Below are 19,764 nucleotides of genomic sequence, written 5' to 3'. Positions count from 1 at the left end.
TAGTGTAGTTTTGCTTTAATTCTAAGGTAGAAAAAGGTAATTTTGTTTACTTGATTTGAGAAACGACGGTTTTTGAAAGTTTCTTTCCCCTTCATTCAATCTGAGAATTAATCTCTCATTAAAATTCTAAAAAAAAATAAGCCATTACTATGAGCATAAAAATTTTGCATACTGCTGATTGGCACATCGGTAAACAATTATTGAAAGTTGATTTTGCTAAAGATATGGATCTCTTTTTTGACTGGTTAATTAACTGCATCAAAGAAAATGAGATAGATGTCTTGTTGATGTCTGGAGATTTATTTGATCAAGCAAATCCGTCGCAGGCTGCTATGAAGCAATATTATTCTTTTTTAAAACAGTTACGCCCTTTAAACTGTAAGGTGGTTTTAACGGGAGGAAATCATGATTCGCCTCATGTTATCAATGCACCTAAAGAATTGCTGGAAATTTTGGATATCAAAGTTGTTGGCGGTGTTCCTGAAGCTGTTGCCGACTTATTTTTGGAAGTAGAAAAAGACAGTCAAAAAGTAGTTATTGCCGCTGTTCCCTTCTTGAGAGATAAAGACATTCGTAATGCAGCTCCTGGAGAATCTTACAGTGATAAAATTGAACTGATTAAAGACGGAATCGCAACTTATTTTAAGAATGTTAACGATCATTATAAAACGCATTATAACGGAATTCCTTATGTTGTTATGGGGCACTTATTTGCGCAGGGAGCTTCGGTTTCTGATAGTGAGCGCGACATTCAAATTGGGAATCAAGCTGGAGTAGTGTCAGCGGTTTTTGGTGAAGAACCACATTATGTAGCATTGGGACATATCCATAGGCCACAGCTTGTAGGCAAGTCTAATATCCGGTATTCAGGATCACCTATTGCACTTAGTTTTAGTGAGAAAAAAGACAATAAAGAAGTGGTTGTTTTAGAGTTTGCTAATGACAAATTAACGTTTAATTCGTTGACGATTCCTAAATTTAGAAAGCTAATCACTATTAAAGGAACTGTTGAAGAAGTTACTTTAAAAATTACTGATTATCAGACAGATTCAGTCTTAATTGATCTTGCTGAGGTTATAATCGAAGAGCAGAATGAGAACATAGCGCATATTAAAGTTTTGGAGGATTTGCTCACTTCAGAACCAAGCAATGGGTTACAAATTTTAAAAGGCAGTATTAAATTTAATAATACCGTTTCAGGAACTTCAAAAATACTTTCTAAAGGCGAAGCTATCAAAGATTTTTCGCCAGTTCAATTATTCGAGAAAAGATTAGAGCAAGATGAATCTCTTGAGGATACGACAGATTTAATCCATGCTTTCAAAGAAATTTTAGAAAGTTTACACGCAACTGACGCCACAGAATAAATAGTTACAATTCTTACCTTGATATGAAAATTTGCAAAATTAAATTTAAAAACATTCACGCTCTAAAAGGAGAACATTCCATTGACTTTGAAAACGGAATTCTGGGTGAAGCAGGACTTTTTGTGATAACTGGTGCGACAGGAACCGGGAAATCAACCTTGCTGGATATAATTACATTAGCGCTGTACAATAGAATACCAAGAATTGACAAAGCCATATCTGAAAGTGTAATTGAAGAGCAGGGCGTTATCTTAACAAAGAACGCTCCCGATTGTTATGCTGAGGTTGAATATGAAGTGAAGGGAATTCGCTATCTGTCTTCTTGGTCCATTCGTAGGACAAGAACAGGCTCTTTAGATAAAAGAAAACAAGAGTTGGTTGACGTTGCTTCAGGAGCGATTATTGTCTCAGGTGTACAAGAAGTAATTGTTGAGAACGAACGCATTATTGGATTGAATTACAATCAGTTTGTACAGTCCATGATTTTGGCTCAAGGGCAATTTTCGAAATTGTTATTAGCTAAAAAAGACGAAAGAAATGCGTTGCTTGAAGAGATTACAGGATCTTCAATTTACAGGAAAATAGGTAAGGCAGTTTTTCAAAGGTTTAGAGCAATTGAGGATGCTGTTAAAACGCAAACCATCAAAATGGGCGAAACTGTTTTGATGGCACCAGAAATTGTAAAGGAAATTCAAGAAGATATTCTAGCTCAAAAACCATTACTTGTTGCTGATGAAGCAAAGAAAAAAGAATATGAAGTAAAAAAGATCGTCAAAGAAAACATAGTAAAAAACAAGAAGTTAAAAGCAGAAAACGAAATCTCATGGGATTTATTTCTAAAAGAGAAAGAGACTTTTTTGCCACAACTTAAGCAACTAGAAGTACATGATAGTGTTGTAATTTATAAAGAACAGCTGCTCGCAGTGGAAACGGCTGATAAAACACTGATTTCAGTAGTAGAAAAAATTAAGAGTGCAAAGGATAAATTGGTGGATAATGAAAAAGAGAAGTCGAATTTGCTTTTGGCTGCTACTGATTTGGTAAAAACGGAAGTTTCTGTCGAAAAATTTGAGGAGGTAATTGTTGATTTTAGAACACAAGTGCTAAAGCTAAAAGAGTCTGAAAGTGAAAAATTAAATCAAGTAAAACAGCAGCTGGGGCGCATTGAAGATAAATTATTAGAAGCAAATCGATACGGATTGGCCCTAGTAAAAAATGAAACGCTGGAGCAACAGATTAAAGACAATTTAAAGCATATCGAAATCCAAATTGGCGACCGTGGTATTAAAACAGTTCTTGCTGTAAAAGAGAAAAAAGAAGAACTCAATAAACTCATACTGCCAGCTATCCAGTTGATAGGAGATAGAAGGTTGTTTGATGAAAAAAACAAAGCAATAGGGGAGCTGCAAGCTAAGATCAAGAAGCAATTAGCACAAATAGAAGTACTTGCTTTAAGCGATAAGCAACAGCAAGAAAACCTCTGCATACTATTACCTGCTGTAGAAAAGGGACAAAAAGAGCTAAATGAGTGGCAGCAGCGTAAAAGTTTAGACGAGCATCGCCATGATTTAAAGGAAGGTGAAGCCTGCCCATTATGTGGTTCTCAGACACATCCTTTTGCCTCCGAAGTTTCAGAAACTTTAGTCGAAACTTTAAATGAAAAGCAACAAGCGTTGAATAAGCAATTAGATCAACTGAAAAAAGAAATTTTTGAGAATGGTGTAAAGTACAAAGAATTACAAAAATTAAATGCAACTGATACTTTAGATTTAGAAAATAGAATAACTGAATTTAACGATTTACAAGCGAAGATTACACAATGGTGTCTACAGTTAAAATGGACTATTGATGACCAACTTGAAACTTGGGAGCGAGAACTGTTAGCTTTGCAAAAAGAATTAGGAAGCTTAGATCAACTTGAAAGGCATATTCAGGCCAAAAGTATACTGAATGAAATGCAGCAGTTGTTTCAGAAATATATTGCCTTAAAAGCAGATTTTACCGCAGCTAAAGAGGAACTCAGGTTAATTTACGATAAGAAAGATGTGAATGAAGATACTAATGCCTTACTAAGCAAATTTATTTTATGTCGCTCGAACCTGAAAAGTTTAACAGAACAATTAAAAGATTATGAAAAATCCAAAGCTGACACTATTGATGAAAAAGAGCAGCTTTTAGCAATGCTGATGCCTGAATTACTAGGGAAAGGAATTAGTACATTGGCTGATTTAAAATCTAAAATACTCGAAGAGAAAACGGCTAATCAATTGCGTACCAATTGGCAAGCATTGAATCAGCAGGAGATTAGGTTGCAAGCCAATAAAGAGAAAGTTGAGAAAGACTTGAATGAAGATCAAAAATTAGATGATGCAACAATTTCTTTAGAAAGCTTATTAGCGGAATTACCAAAACTGACAGAAGCAATTTCGATACTGCAAAAGCATATATGGAAACAAGAACAACAACTTATAATTGATAATCAGAATAAAGAAAAATTAAAGGAAAGCCAGCTACTATTAGATGCATTGAATAAAGATTTGGCACTTTGGGCTAAAATGAACTTATTAATAGGGGATGCTACGGGTAAGAAGTTTTCTAATTTTGTGCAAGATCTAACTTTAAAACAATTGCTAGAATATGGTAATCAGCGCCTTGTAGGTTTCTCTGATCGGTATTTATTAGATACCTCAAACGATACTGATGGTTTAAAGGTGATTGATACTTATATGGGCAATACAAAACGATCTGTAAGTTCTTTATCAGGTGGTGAAACGTTTAAATTGAGCTTGGCTCTAGCATTTGGACTGTCAGATTTAGCCGCTCAAAACGTTGCCATTGAATCTCTGTTTATTGATGAAGGTTTTGGTTCACTAGATCCAGAATCTTTAGATCAAGCGATTAGTATTCTTGAGAATATGCAGAATGAAAGTAACAAATCAATCGGAATTATTTCGCATGTAGGAGAGTTAAAAGATCGCATTGGAACCAAGATCAAATTGGTACGAACTGGTGCTGGTTACAGTACTATTGAAATTGAGTAGTCTGTGAAACTGTAATGAAATTGATATAAATTAATAATAGAAGTAAAGTTGTTAACTATTTAACTTTGAGTAACTTGTATTTATTCGAACAAAGTTTTAATAGGTATTGCATTCTCATTTTTAATTTGCTTAATGAGTGAAAGACTTCCATCAGTTTCTAGAACAATTGCATCCGTTTCCGATAAAGAGCTTAGTCCGTTTTGTCTAATGACAGCCCAAATTTCATCCTCATCTATTCTTTCTTTTAGCATATTCTTTTTTAATAATTGTCCTTTGTAGGCCATCAGAGTCGGCGAAGATTTAACTAGTTGGCTAACGCTTTTCTTTCTTGAAGAGAGAAAGGTGATGATGTATTGAAAAAGGATCAGTAAACCAAAAGTCAATATTCCTTCAGAAAGGCTTACATTCTTGTTAAGAATTACTGTGGCAAATGTTGATCCTAGTGCTATAGTAACGATCAAGTCGAAAGCATTCATTTTAGATAAAGTACGTTTTCCAGATATGCGAAGGATAGTAATTAAAGCGGGATAGGCAATTGCTGTAATTATAATAATGCGAATAATACTGTACCAGTCGTTGAAAAATACTTTCTCCATGATGTTAATGTTTTAAATGAATTAATTTGTTTTTAAAAATGTAAGGGACTCAGTGCAATGTTTTTTAGATATTTATATGACAGTCGTATTTATAATTTATTAGCCGTAGGAATGCTAATTATGATGTTACAGATACAAGTATACACCGCAAGCTACAAACGTGAAAATGATATGAACTACGAAAATGTGTATGTAATAACCCGTAAAGTTTATTTTAGGTTTATAAGTACTAATTTTAAATAGTATGACCCAGCCTAATACTCCAGCAGTCGCGGTATATAGAGAGAAAAGACTCACAATAAACCATGAAACAGGTACAATATTATAATACCAAAGTAGGTGGTAGCTTATGACAAATATAAGGCCAATGCTATAATGCAAAATCCAACTTATAATTGATCGTTGCTGTATGGATTTGCCTATTCCTAAAGATATTAAAAAATAATTGAGAAGAACAGGTTCTTTATAAAGCTTTTTTAGAGCATAGGAAATCAAATAACTACAAACTGTCATTATTGAAGTGGCTGTAAATGCAGCAAGAACTATTTTAAAAAAGAATAGTAAATCCATGGTATATTATTTACCCTCTAAATTAGGCAATTGTTTTTTCAGAGGGTTATAATTTTAAAATAGCTTGTTATATAGTTGTCACTTCCTAATTAGCTCATTCAGCGGAAGTTTATCTTTGTGTATGTAACTAAAAGTGGATAGTTGGTTTACCAAAATTTTACAGAAAGAATACTTTTAATTCTATAATAAGTAGTGATCAAACTGTAATCCTAGGACTGCTCTAAATAGCTATTTTTACTTCAAACTGTAGGATGGAATAGTATTATATCCATTTCAGTAGTTTAAATTAATAGATCGAACGCATTATAAATTATAAAAAAGCTAGTTATGTTTAAAATAGGACAACACGTAAGACAAGATTTTGGAGGACAGATTATGGTGATTATTGATTTTGAACCCGACTTGATTGAAAATGTAATCACACAGTGGGAAGATGAAATAGGTAATGTCTTGACTGGTAAATTTAGTGAGCAACAACTTATTTTAGAAGAGGAAAGCCCAGAAGCCTTAGAAAACCAAGAATCATAAGTATAGATATGATATAATCTTTATAGGACGTATTATTATTATTATTATATATTATTTATGATGTAGGAACGGGCATAATTTTTAATCATTCGCAAGTGAATGCAGTATGTAACTATGGCCGTGAATTTAGAATACTTTTTTATGCTATAACTGCATTGTTGCTACCTCATTATTTTGAAAGTTTTTTTTAAAGAATACTTTTCTTTTATTTTTGGCTGCAAAGCTGTAAAGCAACTGCATAATATAAGGATTGCTTTTATAAGGGATAATATAGTCTTTTAGCTCTGATGGATCCATACAACTCACATCAGATCCAATATAGCCCATGCCATAAAACAAACCGTTTTCAACCCAAATACAGCTTCGTTCATCAGTGGATCGTCCTTTGTCAATTATTGCAAAACTTGCTTGCTCTTCCGTTAAGAAAGAAATGGCTTGGTCCATTTGCCTGTTGTGTTCTTCAATTTCAGGTAATTCTTGTGAAATGTCCTGTACAGTTTGCACTACCTCTTGTGAACTGGGAAAGGTACAAAAGCGATAATCAAGTTTGAATTGCTCTGCTAGCTGTTGCAATAAATGGATACCATCGTGCAGGCTGTTGCATTCTTGAACGCACAATTGAAACTTAGTTAATTTACCAACAGCTAAATATTTATAGCCATTACGAGCTTCATAAGTGAACAGTCCATATTTTGCCTCATACTTTTTCAACGCTCTATTGTATTGTGGCCATAGTTTTTTTATTTCTGTACATTCTAGCAGCAAAGCCATCAATTCAGTACCGCTGATTTCATACGAAATAGCATGTATGTCTCTTAAAAAATTTTGCCTTTGAGGTTTTATACTGTGTCCTGTAAAATGGGAAGCAACGCGCTTCTTTATATTGATCGCCTTACCCACATAAATTACTTTTTTTTCTTGATTATAAAAGTAATAGATTCCTGGTTTTTCAGGAAGTGTTTCAAAGTCCGAAGGAGGAAGGTTAGGCGGTAAGCGCTGGTCTTGAGCATTGTTTTTAATCATTTTTGTCATTACACCCTCCTCATCTAAATCTAGTAACATAGCAAATAATTCCACAGTAGCATCAGCATCTCCACCTGCACGATGCCTATTTTCTATACCAATATTTAAGGAACTACAAAGTTTACCTAAACTATAAGAATGTAAACCTGGAATAATTTTCCTAGCAGCCCTTACCGTGCATAATTTTCTTGCTGTCCATTGTAAACCTGATTTTTCCAGCTCGTGGCGAACAAAAGAATAGTCAAAATTAACATTGTGTGCGACAAAGATGCGGCCGCTTAATAATTGCAATATTTTTTCGGCAACATCTTCGAACAATGGTGCCTGACTTACCATTTCATTGTTGATCCCGGTCAGTGCAAAGATGGGAAGCGGAATCTCTTTTTGTGGATTGATAAGAGTTTCAAAACGATTAATGACATTTTCCCCATTATGTATAACTATCGCAATCTCGGTAATGCGACTGTGACTGGCATTTCCTCCAGTAGTTTCAATATCGACGATGGCGTATTCTAAATTTTTCATCCGTGATTCTAAATAATGACATTCGTATTTCTTGCAAATGGGATAGATTAAACGACTATTATATTGAGCTGTACAACTAAAATCATTTTCGATTAAAGATCAGCAGCCTAAAAAAAATCTAAGACCTCGGTTTGCTCAGTAAATTTATACCGATGAGTAATAGTATTTCCACTGTTGTACTTCATGCAAGAATTTAATTTGCAAAATTAGCACACTCTAGAACATTTAATCATAATTTTTTGTTACAAATTGTAATAAATTTTACTTAGACTCCTCAAAGTAATGTAGATTTTATCATTAAAACTGGAATATAATTTTTGTTGACTTATAAATGAATCTTTCGGAGAGTGACAAATTTAGTATTGGTAGTAATAAAAAAAAATAATTTCCGTAAAAGGTGCAGTGTAATCCTGATTATAAAAAAAATGTAAAATTATTTTCTGAGATAATTTTTGATCTTTTTACGTTAATCTGTCTTTTAGTAATGTTGTTATTTTATAGTAATGATAGTATAAATGAAATTGTTATGAAAAAACCAAAGACATTTCCAGAACAGAAACAAAAGCTCCCAGGCAAGGAATACTTAATGAATCCAGAACCAGAGATAATTAAAGATAGTTATAAGGGTAGCGGAAAACTTGCTGATAAAGTTGCGTTCATTACAGGAGGCGACAGCGGAATTGGTAGAAGTGTAGCGGAACATTTCGCTCGAGAAGGTGCAGCTGTAGTCATTGTTTATCTTAAAGAAGATAAAGATGCACGTATCACTAAAGAATTAGTAGAAAAAGAAGGTGGCAAATGTTTGCTTATCAGTGGAGATTTAAGAGAGGAACAATTTTGTAAAGCTGCAATCAAGCAATGTATTAAAGAGTTTAAAAAAATAAATATCCTCGTTAACAATGCAGCAGTTCAATTCCCTCAAACAGAATTTGATGCTATTAGTACGGCTCAGCTTCATAAAACTTTTGAGACCAATATTTATCCTTATTTTTATATAGTTAAAGCCGCGCTGCCCTTCCTTAACGCTGGGGACAGTATTATAAACACCAGTTCAGTAACTGCCTATAGAGGCTCCGAACATCTTGTTGATTACGCCAGTACTAAAGGTGCTATTGTCAGTTTTACTCGCTCTCTTTCGACAATGTTAGCTAAAAAACAAATAAGAGTGAACGGGGTTGCTCCAGGACCAATATGGACCCCTTTAATCGTTGCAAGTTTTGATACAGTAGCTGATTTTGGTAAAGACAATCCTATGGGAAGAGCAGGACAACCTTCAGAAGTAGGACCAGCCTATGTATTCCTAGCTTCAGAGGATAGTAGCTACATTACTGGGCAATTCATTCATATAAATGGTGGAGAAATAATTGGTGGTTAACTTAATTAAAGCAACTTATGAACTTAATAGATGTTTTAGGATTTTTTGCGGGTATTTGTGTAACTCTTTCGGTTATTCCTCAAATAGTAAAAGTTTGGAGAACTAAAAAGGTACAAGATATTTCCTTACTAACCTTCGGTATGTTAACTTTTGGAATTGCAGTATGGGTTGTTTACGGCATTTTGAAAAATGACTTACCCATAGTAATTACTAATGGAGTGTCATTAACGCTAAATCTCATTATGATTTATTTTATCATCCATTATGAAAAAGAATAATACTTTTTTTAATGGGTTACTGTTTAGTGAAATCAAAATAAAATTGGATACGATGACTGAATAATTATTCACACAAATTCAATAGTGCAAACTAATTTGTGTTTCTATAAAATAATATAATTTCAAACGCTAATCTTGTAAAGTTAAATCAAGCGGAGCGAATTATATTTACGTAGTATATTAAAAGAGAACGTGATGCATAGATTGGAAAATAAATTAGCTAAAATTGATGATAATCCAAAACAGACTGCTAAGTTGGTTGGACTTCGTTATTTTTCGGATACAACCAGAGGATTTTATCGGGTAAAGAAAGGGAAAGGGTTTCATTATAAAGATCAAAACGGAGAAATTATAGAGGATACAGAATTATTAATGCGGTTTAAAAAATTAGTGCTCCCACCGGCCTGGGAAAACGTCTGGATTTCGCCTTATGAGAACTCCCATTTACAAGCGACTGGCATTGATGGAAAAGGGAGAAAGCAATACAGATACCATGCTAATTGGAATAGAATCAGGAATCAATCTAAATTTTACAGATTGCGACAATTTGCTGACGCCCTTCCTGATATCAGACAAAAAGTGGAAAAAGATCTTAATAGAAAGGGAATGCCGTATGAAAAGGTCATCGCTTTGGTTATTAAATTAATCGAAGTTACTAATATTCGTATCGGTAATGAAGCTTATAAAAAGCTATATGGTTCATTTGGACTCACTACTTTACAAGATCGCCATGCTAAATTTGGAAAAGGTCTGCTGTTTTTTGAATTTAAAGGCAAGAAAGGAGTCAAGCACAAGATCACTTTAAAGGACAAAAGATTAATGCGAATGGTCAAACGTTGTCGGGAAATTCCTGGTCAAGAACTTTTTCAGTATTATGATGATAATGGAAACCATCAAAGTGTGGGTTCAGCAGATATCAATAATTACATTAAAGAATGCACTAAATTTGACTTTACAGCCAAAGATTTTAGATTGTGGTCAGGAAGTATCAATGCGATGTGTAGTTTTTTACAACAAGAAAAACCTCTTTCTGCTGCCGACTGTAATAAAAAGATCATTGCTGTTTTAGATAGTGTTTCACAAAAATTAGGAAATACCCGTACAGTATGTAAAAAGTATTACGTTCATCCCACAATAATAGCCTCTTTTCAAAGCGGATCTATCTGGAAATACCAACCGAAAAATAGGAACAGCAAAGGAAAATTAAATGCAGAAGAAAAAGCATTAGTTAAGTTGTTAGCTAATGAAAGAATTGCTGAGGTACTTGGTTAGAAAATCGATTTTACAACCTCCGATACTAAATCATAAAACCTGATATTGATAAATCGATATCAGGTTTTTTTATTTTGTTAAGGCTCTTATTTGGAGATCTAAATTATCTGTAATAAGTACTTAATAAAGTAGTTTTATAAAAATTGCTTTTCGCAGTACGCAAAAAAAAGATTACATAAAATAAACATCATGATGCTCATTTTATGTAATCTTAATTATTGTAGGTTTACTTAAACTGCTGATTTAATTAGTAACAGTTTTTAGAATAGTATTTTAATGCTGTTCGAATAAATCTTCCATCTGCACCTTGAAATTATCGATATCTTTTTGAACTAGACTCTGAAAGTAAGGAGTGAACAATCTGGCAGTACGCTCACCAGCTACACCAAGTGGTGCGCGATAAGAAATAAATACTTCTACTTCAGTAGCATCACCTTGAGGGGTAAATGTTACTTTTCCAGAGTTGTCAATGGTAGCATCTCCAACTGATTGCCAGGCAATTACTTCATCGGTGATATCATTGACGATTTCCGCTTTCCAACTTAAAGTTCCAATTCCGGCAGGTCCATGCGCCGTCCATTCAGAACTGAGATGATCGAGGTTTTTTACAGATGTCAAGTGGCTCATAAGTTTGGGTAAATTTTCTATATTTCTCCAAAAATTATATACATCACTAACTTCCTGATTTATTATCGTTTTAACTCTAAAATTCACATTTGATACTTTATCATTTTTCAAATGTTCAACAGCATCATAAATAGGGCAGTAACCTGATAATCCTCGTAGGAGCATGGTTCCTCCGCTAGTAGATTGTTTTAAATTTTTTTTCTTTTGAGAAAGCCCTTTATATAAAAGATAAGTTCCCGCTGTAACCATTAAGATTCTTTCAGCTAGTGGTACATTACATTTAAAAGAGCCCGAATTTTTTTCACTGTGCTTTTTGCTTATTGAAGGTGTCATAGTAAGTCAGTTTATTGGTTATTATAATAAGGAATAGGCGAAACTTACTGCGAGCTGTATTCAGTTGCAAGCCCTTCTTTGTTCTCATTAGTTTCGGCAAGTTTTTGATATAAACCTACAGTTAATAATGGTAAAGACCATTTTTCGATAAAAGAAGCTGCGTTTTCTTTTCCAAAACTCTTTAGTCCAGAGGAGATGATCCAAGCAGCAGCACCTGCTCCCAATAGGTAATTAGCAGGTACATCAGATAGTATACTCTCTACATTTTGTTTTAAACTTTCTAAATTTTCGCTTGTAATTAAATTTTCCATTGTTATCTTTTTATATGTTAATATTTTTTTTCCAGATGTTGTTTACTTAGTAATTGTAATCATGCCCATCAGGCGTTAGTAGAATTACTTTATAAAATTGAGCACAGTTAGGATAGCATCATTATCAAACTTTATCTAATTTATAGGTTAAGTTGTAATTTATTCTTGTTAACTGTGACTAAAACCTTGAAAAAGTAAGTGTTGTAAATTTATTTTAATTGTAGCTAAATAAATTACAAGATTTTAAAATAAGGTTTTAAAATAATAAGGAGCGGAACTTGATAGAAAGCTAGTTAAAAGAGTTATACGATAGTTGTGTACGATCAATAATAGCTATTTCAACGATTTTATTTACTATATTGCTTTAATCTTATTAAGGTTTTTGATTCAAGATTATGCTAACTTAAAGGTTTTACAAAGTACACAGGCAATAAGTACGAGAATTTATTTAGTAACCAAAGTAATAGTAGTAACTAAATTGCATAAAAAAAGCTCAATTCTTGCGAATTGAGCTTTAAAAGTAGTGACCTCGACTGGATTCAAACCAGTAACCTCTTGAGCCGTAATCAAGTGCGCTATTCAGTTGCGCCACGAGGCCTTTTAATGTGCAATACTTCACTTTTCAGTGTCGTTGTGTAAACGTGTTTGCGGGTGCAAATATAGAGATAAAAGTGTAATTTGCAAGTATAAAATTCAAAAAAAATGTAAAAAAATGAAGATCGAAAATTATATCCGTGATATTCAGGGATTTCCGAAAGAAGGAATTTTATTTAAAGACATCACACCGTTGTTAAATGCCCCTGAAGCTAGACAAGAATGCTTAAAAATTCTCCTGGATTCTATAAAAGGGAAGCAAATAGATAAGGTGATAGGTGTGGAGAGTAGGGGGTTTTTCTTCGGAATGTTACTGGCGCAAACACTAAATGTGGGATTTATTCCAGTTAGAAAGCCTAATAAATTGCCTTATGAAACAATTTCAGCAAGTTATCAGTTGGAATATGGTACAGACTCTTTAGAAATTCATATTGACGCTATTCAAAAAGGTGATCGGGTATTGATACATGATGATGTATTAGCTACAGGCGGGACAGCTAAGGCAGTTTGTGAATTGGTTGAGAGACTTGGAGCAGAGATTGTACAAGTCAACTTTTTAATGGAATTGAGTTTCCTGAATGGGAAAGAGCAAATTAAGGATTATGAAAGTTTTGCTGCATTAACATACTAACCCAAGGCTCTAGTAGTTACATAATAACGATATCCTATGATGGCCATTTGCCATTTTTTGGCTTTGGCCAAATCTAAATGTTGCTGGGTAAAACTAGGTAACAGTACTTTGTTTATTTTAGCTAATAGTTTAAACATATCGATTTTATTTTTAACAAAGATATAAAAAAAGACTGTCTTGCTACTGACAGTCTTTTTTTGATGCTTGTTATTTTGATTCTTTAATTTTTGCTTGGTATTCTTCCATTTGTTTTTCGTACACTTTCATTTTCTTTTCAAATTTTTCCATTTGCGCGTTAAATGGAGCCATACGTTTATCAAAATCAGCCATTTTTTTGTCAAATAATTCAATTTCGGGAGCTAATGCTTCCATCTTTTTATTGAAATCTTTCATTTTTTCTTCAAAATCATTCCAAGCTCGTTTATCACCTGTAATTGGATCTCCTTTTGGCGCCTTAGGAGCTTTTGGGAAATTTGGTGCTTTAGGTGCTTTGAAGTTGAATGTTGGTGCAGTAGGTGGAACTGGTGGCTGTGGAATTTTTCCTGAACTTCTAGAATAAGATCCTTTCTTAGTAATGAAAATTGTTTTTTTATTAGAATCACCACTTTTATTTACTTCCATTTTGCTAATAAAATTGGGATTAAGCTCTTCTAATTTATCGGCACTTACTCTTTCGCCATCAATATAAATCTCTGTATCTTCAGGAATTCCATTTTTCTCATTCTTAACTACCGTAACATAATGGCTCTTTTTCGAATGTTTTTTACCATTTAAATTAGTGATATCGGTTTTTTCTAATTGCAACTCGGTACTTGATTCATCGTCTCCCCATATACTTACTTCGTCAGTAGTAGTCGAGTTGATGCCATTTTTAGTTATAATTCTAATAGTGGACTGATGATTATTTTTAGAAACATTCATTGTTTTAATATCATTTGGATGCGTTTTTTCCATTTCCTCTTTACTAACCTTTTTTCCATCAATATAAATTTCAGTATTTTCATTAATACCTCCATTGTTGGTGGTGCTTAGTATAACCTTTTTCATTTTTTTAATGGTATCCAATACCTGTTGGGCCTCCGTAGTATTGCTAACTACATCCGTTTTTTCCACTTTAGTGGTTTCAGTAACTGTTTTCTCCTGAGCAATTACCTCAATTTGAAATAGAAACATAAAGGCAACTAGAGCCGGAAGTATTGAGAAATACTTCCAAGAGTTCATTTTGTGTGATTGATTTTTGTTTAACATAACGATTCGTTTTTTGATTAATGATTGATAAAAATGATTGGTAATGGCAACACAATTTTCCTGTGTTGTTATTTTTAAAAGGGTAATTTGGTACGCTTTTTTGTCAGTGAGTTTCTTAGTAGCTTCACTATCGGCAATGAATTCTAAGTTTTGCATTATGGCTTTTTTGTACAGCCAAATAAAGGGATTGAACCAAAATAGCACACAAAATACCCTAGAAACAAGCACATCAACAGTATGATTCTGGTCGCTATGAACTTTTTCGTGTTCTAAAATATTATCTAATTCTCCCGAACTGTACAATTCCGAATTGTAAACAATGGTATTGAAAAATGAAAAAGGCGCTAGGTTTTCCTTGGTGTCAACAAACTTATAATCAGCCTGACGTTGTATTAATTTTCCCTTTAATAGTTTTCGCAAACTATAAAAATCATATAAAAACTTATTCAGTAATACGAACACTCCTATACCATAAATTACCATCGCCATAAGAGGCAAATAATCAACAAATGTTTTTTCTTCCACATAATTTGTTACAGGAATTGTTGACCAATCTATAGTTGAAACCACGGGTTCTATCCAAACTACTTTAGTATAAACCAGCAAAGGTAAAAGCACCGAGGTAAATAATCCTGTAAGTAGAAACCAACGGTTGCTGTTGAAAAAAGTTTCTTTTCTAAGTATAAAAAAGTAGCTTATAAAAAACAAAGCCAGCAATCCACTAGATTTAATGCCGTAAATAATGAATGGTTCCATAGTATTATTTTTTGTTTTCTATCATCTCCAGAATTTCCCGTAGTTCTTTGGCCGATATTTTTTCCTCTTTCGCAAAAAACGAAACCATATTTTTGTAAGAACTATTAAAATAGTTGTCAATTGCGGTGTTCATAAACCCTTTTCTATAATCTTCAATCGCTATGATGGGATAATATTGGTGGGTATTTCCGTAGGCATTGTGCGATACATATCCCTTCTCTTCAAGATTTCTAACTATGGTGGATAAGGTATTGTAATGTGGCTGATCTTCGGTAATTTCAGCCATGACTTCTTTTACAAAAGCTTTTTTTAGCTTCCATAAGATGTGCATGATTTCCTCTTCTTTATTCGTTAATTTTTGCATAGTATGTAAATTATTTGGGCGTTTCCCTACGGGTCAGGCTATCGGCTTTATCTCTTCGTTTCACTACGAGGATATCGCCTTCTATCCTTAACGCAAATCAAACATACAACTATATTTATAGTTACGCAACTATAAATATAGTTATTTAACTAATTTTTAAGTTGTGATACGGGGAATAGGTACTTAGTAAGCGGTTTTATATTGGAAATTAAGCAGTTAAGTTGCTGTGGTAGTTTCTAATTTTAGTAGTTTCTGTATCCAGATACAGCAAAGAGCTGCGGCGATACCAAGTGTTCCCATCACAAACCAATTGCTTTGGTAACCTAATCGCGCAATGATTTCAAGACCTGCTTTAGAACTCACGATATGTGCTAAACTAAAACTCATCGTATACAAAGCCATGTATCTTCCTTCGTGACCTCTTGGAGCTCTGCTCATCGCAAAAGTATTAGAGAAAGGGAAGGCAAAGATCTCACCCACAGAAATTAACACCATACTTAGGACTAACATTCCTGCCCAAAAATTGATTAACAATGCATAAAAGCTGATTCCCATCATCAATGCTCCACCAAAAATAATCTTAAGCTTTGGGGTTTTCTTTCGCTCAAAATAACTTACAATTGGCATTTCGAGAGCAAAAATTAATAATCCGTTCAATGTCATTAGCAGACCAGTTTGAAATTCTGATAGACCAAATTTTTCACTATGATATAAAGGTAAAGCAGTAAAAAGTTGGAAAAATATCATTGCTGTAACAAAACTAACAAATAGAAAAATCCAAAATATTTTATCTTTAAAAACCGAGGCTACTTCTAATATGGAGTGGTGTGCATCTTGCTTTGAGGTTTTCTTTTTTTCTTTTACCAGTAAGGCAAAAATTAAAATAGCGACTACGCATGAGGAGCCATCTACCCAAAAAAGACCCTGATAACCTACTCCCATAATAATCAAACCACCTAAAGCTGGACCAGCAGCAAATCCTAGGTTGACTGCTAATCGAACCAAGGTCAAAGAACGGGTTCTGTTTTCTGGTTTAGCATAAGCACCTAGCGATACAAACATGGCTGGTCTAAACATATCGGCCAGTGTCATGATACTGAACATTCCAAGACATAATCCCCAGAAACTAGTAATGTACTGCAGTACAAAGAAGAATATTCCGCTGCTGAACAGACTAAAAACCATGACTTTATAAAAACCTATTTTATCTGACAGTTTGCCACCTAGCCAGGAACCCAGCATAGAGCCAAATCCAAAGGCTACCATAATCCAGCCCACTTCTCCATAGCTAAACTGTAAATCTTCTTTTAAATATTTTGATAAAAACGGCAGTACCATAGTTCCTGCACGATTAATAAAGGTGATAAGAGTAAGAATCCAAATTTCTCTAGAGAAACCTCTAAAGTTGTTGATATAGCGTTGAAAAGCGGTTAGGAACATTCTGGTTGAGTTATATCTTACAAAGGTAGAAAACTTTGTAACTTAGCGACTTTGTGCCTTTGTAACTTTTAAACTATTTTTGCTAAAATTTTAAAAATGAAAAACCTTTTCTCTTTTCTCCTACTTTCCCTTTTTGTTTTTGGCTACAGCCAAGAAAAATTTGATATTTCAAAAGTTAAAAAGTTTCAGGAAGAATTAAATGCAGAATATGCTGATGCAAAGACGAGCCCGTTAATGCAAGAGGATTTAGCTCATTTTAGTTCGCTAGATTTTTTTCCAGCGACCGAAAAGTTTTTTGTCAATGCGAAGTTTACAAGAACTGCAAAAGAAAAACCTTTTGAGATGAAAACATCAACTGATAGGAAACCGATGTATGTCAAGTATGGTGAAGTCTCATTTGAAATTGATGGCAAGCCTTTAAAATTGAATGTGTACAGAAATATTGAACTATCAAAAAAGAAGAAATACAAAGATTACCTATTCTTGCCTTATTCAGACCAAACTTCGGGTAACGAAAGCTATATTGGCGGTAAGTACATCGATTTAAGAATCCCGAAAGGCAAAAATATAGTTATCGATTTTAATACCGCTTACAATCCGTACTGCGCTTACAATTACAAATACTCTTGTCCGAAAGTGCCTCTAGAGAATGATTTGGATATCGCTATTAAAGCAGGAGTCAAAAAATTTCATGATTAATGGAATTTTTTAATTTACATACACATAAATACACACAGCAAGATAATGTGCTTGAACTGGTAAATCAATATCCTAAAGACTTTGATGAATCGATTCCCTATTATTCTATTGGGATTCATCCTTGGTATATCGATGAACAAGGTCTTGATAATGATTTAGCGATAATCGAAAGTAAATTAAAAGAAAATAATTGTCTGGCTATAGGTGAATGTGGATTAGACAAACGAATTGAAATGCCATTTGATCTACAACAACTAGTTTTTGAGAAACAGTTATTACTAGCACAAAAATACAGTAAGCCGGTAGTAATTCACTGTGTTGCCGCTTTTGAAGAAGTAATAGCCATTAAGAAAAGATTAAATATTACCGTTCCGTTGATCATTCATGGGTTTTCTAAGAGCGAGCAGCTAGCGAAACAATTAGTAGACAATGGATTTTACCTTTCATTTGGGAAATATCTATTACGCAATCCAGAATTAGAATCTGTTTTTACGGCTGTTCCTGAGGATCGTTTCTTTTTAGAAACAGATACCATAGACGAGAGTATCGAGCAAGTATATGAACTCGCTGCGAAGTATAGCAATTGCTCTTTAGGCAACATTCAAGAAAAAATTAAAACTAATTTTCAGGCGGTTTTTAAAATTAGCTTGGAGTCAAAATAACAAATATATAAAGGTGTAGTTTTTATACTATACACCTCAAACTTTAAACAAACATAACAATGGCAGAGTGGACAGAGAGAGCAGAACTTTTATTTACAAATGAAGGTTTAACCAAATTGAAAAACGCAAATGTTTTAGTTGTAGGATTAGGTGGCGTAGGATCTTTTGCAGCTGAATTTTTGGCTAGAGCAGCAGTAGGAAAAATGACCATTGTTGACGGGGATGTGGTTGATATAACTAATATAAACCGTCAGTTACCCGCACTGCATTCAACAGTAGGTCAACCTAAGATTACCATCGTAGGAGATCGTTTAATGGATATTAACCCAGAATTACAGTTAACACGTGTTCAAGAATTTCTTTCGCCAGAACGTGCTTTTGAGATCGTTAGTGAAGAATTTGATTATGTCTTAGATTGTATTGATAGTGTTACCCCAAAATTAAATTTGATTATAGCAGCAAAGCGCAAGCGTGTCAAAATTATTTCAAGTATGGGAGCAGGAGGGAAGATGGAAGCAGCCAAAGTGAAAGTTGCTGATATTAATAATACAGAGAATTGTTTTCTGGCTAAAACTATTCGCAGGCGCTTGAAAGAACATAAAATCGATAAGTTAAAAGTCGTTTTCTCTTCTGAAATTCAAGATGATGCTAGTTTGAAGATGACCGACGGATCTAATTTTAAAAAATCGTTTTACGGTACTAATAGTTATATGCCTGGTTTATTTGGTCTGTATGCTGCCGAAACCGTTATTCGTTATTTACTAAAAAAAAGCTAAAGCTATAATTCTAAAAAGTTTTTGACTTCTACGCAATTCATCAACTATAATTCACCAAAATTTAAAACCGAATTCAAGGATGAGAAAAACAGTAATTTTTGACATGGATGGTGTCATAGTCGACACAGAACCTGTACACCGTTATGCCTATTTCAAGCAGTTTGCCGAATTAGATATAGCAGTAACCGAAGAAATGTATACTTCATTCACAGGGAATTCTACTCGAAATACATTTCAAAAAGTAAAAGATATTTTTCAGCTTCAGCACGATGTAGAAGATTTGATTCAGAGGAAAAGAAGTATTTTTAATGATGCTTTTGATACCAAGAAAGATTTAGAATTGTTAGTGGGCGTACGTGAGCTTATCGTGGATTTACACGACAACGGCATCCAATTAATTCTCGCATCATCAGCCTCAAAAGTGACCATTGAGAGGGTTTTTTCTCGTTTTGACTTGCACCAGTATTTTACACACAAAGTAAGTGGTGAGGATTTTCCTAAATCTAAACCTCATCCTGCTATTTTTGAATATGCGGCTTCACTGTCTATTGCTCCAAAAGAAAACTGTATTGTTATCGAAGACAGCACTAATGGAATAATTGCTGCGAAATCAGCTGGTATTTACTGTGTGGGTTATAACAGTGTTCATTCTAAAGACCAAGACTTATCTCGTGCTGATAAAATAATCAATCATTTCAGCGAACTGAATTACCAGACCGTAAGCGAATTGTAAAAATGAGTTTAAGTA

Annotated in this window: 19 protein-coding genes and 1 tRNA gene; 11 read left to right on the top strand and 9 right to left on the bottom strand. The window is 33.8% G+C overall.

From position 1 onward, the window contains the following. The first annotated feature begins 149 nt into the window (after positions 1 to 149). Together sbcD and ACEN2K_RS06430 are read left to right on the top strand one after the other, a co-directional pair. Positions 150 to 1,367, top strand: coding sequence for an exonuclease subunit SbcD (gene sbcD, locus ACEN2K_RS06435; protein ID WP_441758506.1), 1,218 nt, complete (start codon positions 150 to 152; stop codon positions 1,365 to 1,367). 23 nt (positions 1,368 to 1,390) lie between these two features. Further along, positions 1,391 to 4,408, top strand: coding sequence for an AAA family ATPase (locus tag ACEN2K_RS06430; RefSeq protein WP_441758505.1), 3,018 nt, complete (start codon positions 1,391 to 1,393; stop codon positions 4,406 to 4,408). Between the two features lie 80 nt (positions 4,409 to 4,488). Here ACEN2K_RS06430 and ACEN2K_RS06425 read toward each other — a convergent pair whose 3' ends face one another. After that, complete coding sequence (locus ACEN2K_RS06425; protein ID WP_441758504.1) at positions 4,489 to 5,004, bottom strand: DUF421 domain-containing protein; 516 nt, start codon at positions 5,002 to 5,004, stop codon at positions 4,489 to 4,491. Positions 5,005 to 5,901: 897 nt separating this feature from the next. On the opposite strand from ACEN2K_RS06425, the gene ACEN2K_RS06420 reads away from it, so the two are divergent. After that, positions 5,902 to 6,102, top strand: a complete 201-nt coding sequence (locus ACEN2K_RS06420) for a hypothetical protein (protein WP_441758503.1) — start codon at positions 5,902 to 5,904, stop codon at positions 6,100 to 6,102. Between the two features lie 144 nt (positions 6,103 to 6,246). Here ACEN2K_RS06420 and ACEN2K_RS06415 read toward each other — a convergent pair whose 3' ends face one another. Continuing rightward, complete coding sequence (locus tag ACEN2K_RS06415) at positions 6,247 to 7,650, bottom strand: exonuclease domain-containing protein (RefSeq protein ID WP_441758502.1); 1,404 nt, start codon at positions 7,648 to 7,650, stop codon at positions 6,247 to 6,249. Between the two features lie 526 nt (positions 7,651 to 8,176). Between ACEN2K_RS06415 and ACEN2K_RS06410 the strand changes: the two genes are divergently transcribed. The 3 genes from ACEN2K_RS06410 to ACEN2K_RS06400 all read left to right on the top strand — a co-directional run bounded on the left by ACEN2K_RS06410 (position 8,177) and on the right by ACEN2K_RS06400 (position 10,575). Next, on the top strand, positions 8,177 to 9,025 hold the full coding sequence (locus ACEN2K_RS06410; RefSeq protein ID WP_441758501.1) for an SDR family oxidoreductase: 849 nt from the start codon (positions 8,177 to 8,179) through the stop codon (positions 9,023 to 9,025). Between the two features lie 17 nt (positions 9,026 to 9,042). Next, on the top strand, positions 9,043 to 9,303 hold the full coding sequence (locus tag ACEN2K_RS06405; RefSeq protein WP_441758500.1) for a SemiSWEET family sugar transporter: 261 nt from the start codon (positions 9,043 to 9,045) through the stop codon (positions 9,301 to 9,303). 195 nt (positions 9,304 to 9,498) lie between these two features. After that, complete coding sequence (locus ACEN2K_RS06400) at positions 9,499 to 10,575, top strand: DNA topoisomerase IB (RefSeq protein WP_441758499.1); 1,077 nt, start codon at positions 9,499 to 9,501, stop codon at positions 10,573 to 10,575. Between the two features lie 273 nt (positions 10,576 to 10,848). Here the strand turns inward: ACEN2K_RS06400 and ACEN2K_RS06395 are convergent, their stop codons facing one another. From ACEN2K_RS06395 to ACEN2K_RS06385, 3 genes are all read right to left on the bottom strand, one after another. Further along, on the bottom strand, positions 10,849 to 11,535 hold the full coding sequence (locus ACEN2K_RS06395; RefSeq protein WP_441758498.1) for an SRPBCC family protein: 687 nt from the start codon (positions 11,533 to 11,535) through the stop codon (positions 10,849 to 10,851). A 44-nt stretch (positions 11,536 to 11,579) separates the two neighbouring features. Then, on the bottom strand, positions 11,580 to 11,846 hold the full coding sequence (locus tag ACEN2K_RS06390) for a hypothetical protein (RefSeq protein ID WP_441758497.1): 267 nt from the start codon (positions 11,844 to 11,846) through the stop codon (positions 11,580 to 11,582). A gap of 524 nt (positions 11,847 to 12,370) precedes the next feature. Next, positions 12,371 to 12,444, bottom strand: a tRNA-Arg gene (locus ACEN2K_RS06385). A gap of 114 nt (positions 12,445 to 12,558) precedes the next feature. Here ACEN2K_RS06385 and ACEN2K_RS06380 point away from each other — a divergent pair. Continuing rightward, positions 12,559 to 13,071, top strand: coding sequence for an adenine phosphoribosyltransferase (locus ACEN2K_RS06380; protein ID WP_441758496.1), 513 nt, complete (start codon positions 12,559 to 12,561; stop codon positions 13,069 to 13,071). On the opposite strand, the gene ACEN2K_RS06375 is transcribed toward ACEN2K_RS06380, so the two are convergent. The 4 genes from ACEN2K_RS06375 to ACEN2K_RS06360 all read right to left on the bottom strand — a co-directional run bounded on the left by ACEN2K_RS06375 (position 13,068) and on the right by ACEN2K_RS06360 (position 16,879). Then, positions 13,068 to 13,208, bottom strand: a complete 141-nt coding sequence (locus ACEN2K_RS06375) for an SsrA-binding protein (RefSeq protein WP_441758495.1) — start codon at positions 13,206 to 13,208, stop codon at positions 13,068 to 13,070. The two genes, ACEN2K_RS06380 and ACEN2K_RS06375, sit on opposite strands and share 4 nt — an antisense overlap. A gap of 70 nt (positions 13,209 to 13,278) precedes the next feature. Then, positions 13,279 to 15,075 (bottom strand): M56 family metallopeptidase, encoded by a 1,797-nt coding sequence (locus ACEN2K_RS06370; protein WP_441758494.1) that lies wholly within the window; start codon positions 15,073 to 15,075, stop codon positions 13,279 to 13,281. Between the two features lie 4 nt (positions 15,076 to 15,079). Next, positions 15,080 to 15,439, bottom strand: a complete 360-nt coding sequence (locus tag ACEN2K_RS06365) for a BlaI/MecI/CopY family transcriptional regulator (RefSeq protein ID WP_441758493.1) — start codon at positions 15,437 to 15,439, stop codon at positions 15,080 to 15,082. A 216-nt stretch (positions 15,440 to 15,655) separates the two neighbouring features. Next, a complete protein-coding gene (locus ACEN2K_RS06360) occupies positions 15,656 to 16,879 on the bottom strand; it encodes an MDR family MFS transporter (RefSeq protein ID WP_441758492.1) in 1,224 nt (407 codons plus the stop codon). A 96-nt stretch (positions 16,880 to 16,975) separates the two neighbouring features. On the opposite strand from ACEN2K_RS06360, the gene ACEN2K_RS06355 reads away from it, so the two are divergent. The 4 genes from ACEN2K_RS06355 to ACEN2K_RS06340 all read left to right on the top strand — a co-directional run bounded on the left by ACEN2K_RS06355 (position 16,976) and on the right by ACEN2K_RS06340 (position 19,749). Next, the gene (locus ACEN2K_RS06355) at positions 16,976 to 17,578 is read left to right on the top strand and encodes a DUF1684 domain-containing protein (protein ID WP_441758491.1); all 603 of its coding nucleotides are present in this window, start codon (positions 16,976 to 16,978) and stop codon (positions 17,576 to 17,578) included. Continuing rightward, complete coding sequence (locus ACEN2K_RS06350; protein WP_441758490.1) at positions 17,578 to 18,240, top strand: TatD family hydrolase; 663 nt, start codon at positions 17,578 to 17,580, stop codon at positions 18,238 to 18,240. Before ACEN2K_RS06355 ends, ACEN2K_RS06350 begins: the two co-directional genes overlap by 1 nt. Before the next feature lie 59 nt (positions 18,241 to 18,299). Beyond that, entirely contained in the window at positions 18,300 to 19,016 is a 717-nt protein-coding gene (locus ACEN2K_RS06345; RefSeq protein ID WP_441758489.1) for a tRNA threonylcarbamoyladenosine dehydratase, read from the top strand. 79 nt (positions 19,017 to 19,095) lie between these two features. After that, positions 19,096 to 19,749 (top strand): HAD family hydrolase, encoded by a 654-nt coding sequence (locus ACEN2K_RS06340; protein ID WP_441758488.1) that lies wholly within the window; start codon positions 19,096 to 19,098, stop codon positions 19,747 to 19,749. Positions 19,750 to 19,764 lie beyond the last annotated feature (15 nt).

The organism is Flavobacterium sp. W21_SRS_FM3 (genome assembly GCF_052113625.1).
In the GTDB taxonomy this organism is placed as follows: Bacteria; Bacteroidota; Bacteroidia; order Flavobacteriales; family Flavobacteriaceae; genus Flavobacterium.
The sequence above is the reverse complement of the archived record's forward strand: the minus strand, read 5'-3'. Positions and strand labels throughout refer to the sequence as shown.

Bases quoted from the DNA above. Each gene is read 5' to 3' on its own strand.
- ACEN2K_RS06370 (WP_441758494.1), bottom strand. From the start codon at position 15,075: ATGGAACCATTCATTATTTACGGCATTAAATCTAGTGGATTGCTGGCT.
- ACEN2K_RS06365 (WP_441758493.1), bottom strand. From the start codon at position 15,439: ATGCAAAAATTAACGAATAAAGAAGAGGAAATCATGCACATCTTATGG.
- ACEN2K_RS06420 (WP_441758503.1), top strand. From the start codon at position 5,902: ATGTTTAAAATAGGACAACACGTAAGACAAGATTTTGGAGGACAGATT.
- ACEN2K_RS06405 (WP_441758500.1), top strand. From the start codon at position 9,043: ATGAACTTAATAGATGTTTTAGGATTTTTTGCGGGTATTTGTGTAACT.
- ACEN2K_RS06360 (WP_441758492.1), bottom strand. From the start codon at position 16,879: ATGTTCCTAACCGCTTTTCAACGCTATATCAACAACTTTAGAGGTTTC.
- ACEN2K_RS06425 (WP_441758504.1), bottom strand. From the start codon at position 5,004: ATGGAGAAAGTATTTTTCAACGACTGGTACAGTATTATTCGCATTATT.
- ACEN2K_RS06350 (WP_441758490.1), top strand. From the start codon at position 17,578: ATGGAATTTTTTAATTTACATACACATAAATACACACAGCAAGATAAT.
- ACEN2K_RS06395 (WP_441758498.1), bottom strand. From the start codon at position 11,535: ATGACACCTTCAATAAGCAAAAAGCACAGTGAAAAAAATTCGGGCTCT.
- ACEN2K_RS06415 (WP_441758502.1), bottom strand. From the start codon at position 7,650: ATGAAAAATTTAGAATACGCCATCGTCGATATTGAAACTACTGGAGGA.
- ACEN2K_RS06400 (WP_441758499.1), top strand. From the start codon at position 9,499: ATGCATAGATTGGAAAATAAATTAGCTAAAATTGATGATAATCCAAAA.
- ACEN2K_RS06430 (WP_441758505.1), top strand. From the start codon at position 1,391: ATGAAAATTTGCAAAATTAAATTTAAAAACATTCACGCTCTAAAAGGA.
- ACEN2K_RS06390 (WP_441758497.1), bottom strand. From the start codon at position 11,846: ATGGAAAATTTAATTACAAGCGAAAATTTAGAAAGTTTAAAACAAAAT.
- ACEN2K_RS06340 (WP_441758488.1), top strand. From the start codon at position 19,096: ATGAGAAAAACAGTAATTTTTGACATGGATGGTGTCATAGTCGACACA.
- ACEN2K_RS06410 (WP_441758501.1), top strand. From the start codon at position 8,177: ATGAAAAAACCAAAGACATTTCCAGAACAGAAACAAAAGCTCCCAGGC.
- ACEN2K_RS06375 (WP_441758495.1), bottom strand. From the start codon at position 13,208: ATGTTTAAACTATTAGCTAAAATAAACAAAGTACTGTTACCTAGTTTT.
- sbcD (WP_441758506.1), top strand. From the start codon at position 150: ATGAGCATAAAAATTTTGCATACTGCTGATTGGCACATCGGTAAACAA.
- ACEN2K_RS06380 (WP_441758496.1), top strand. From the start codon at position 12,559: ATGAAGATCGAAAATTATATCCGTGATATTCAGGGATTTCCGAAAGAA.
- ACEN2K_RS06345 (WP_441758489.1), top strand. From the start codon at position 18,300: ATGGCAGAGTGGACAGAGAGAGCAGAACTTTTATTTACAAATGAAGGT.
- ACEN2K_RS06355 (WP_441758491.1), top strand. From the start codon at position 16,976: ATGAAAAACCTTTTCTCTTTTCTCCTACTTTCCCTTTTTGTTTTTGGC.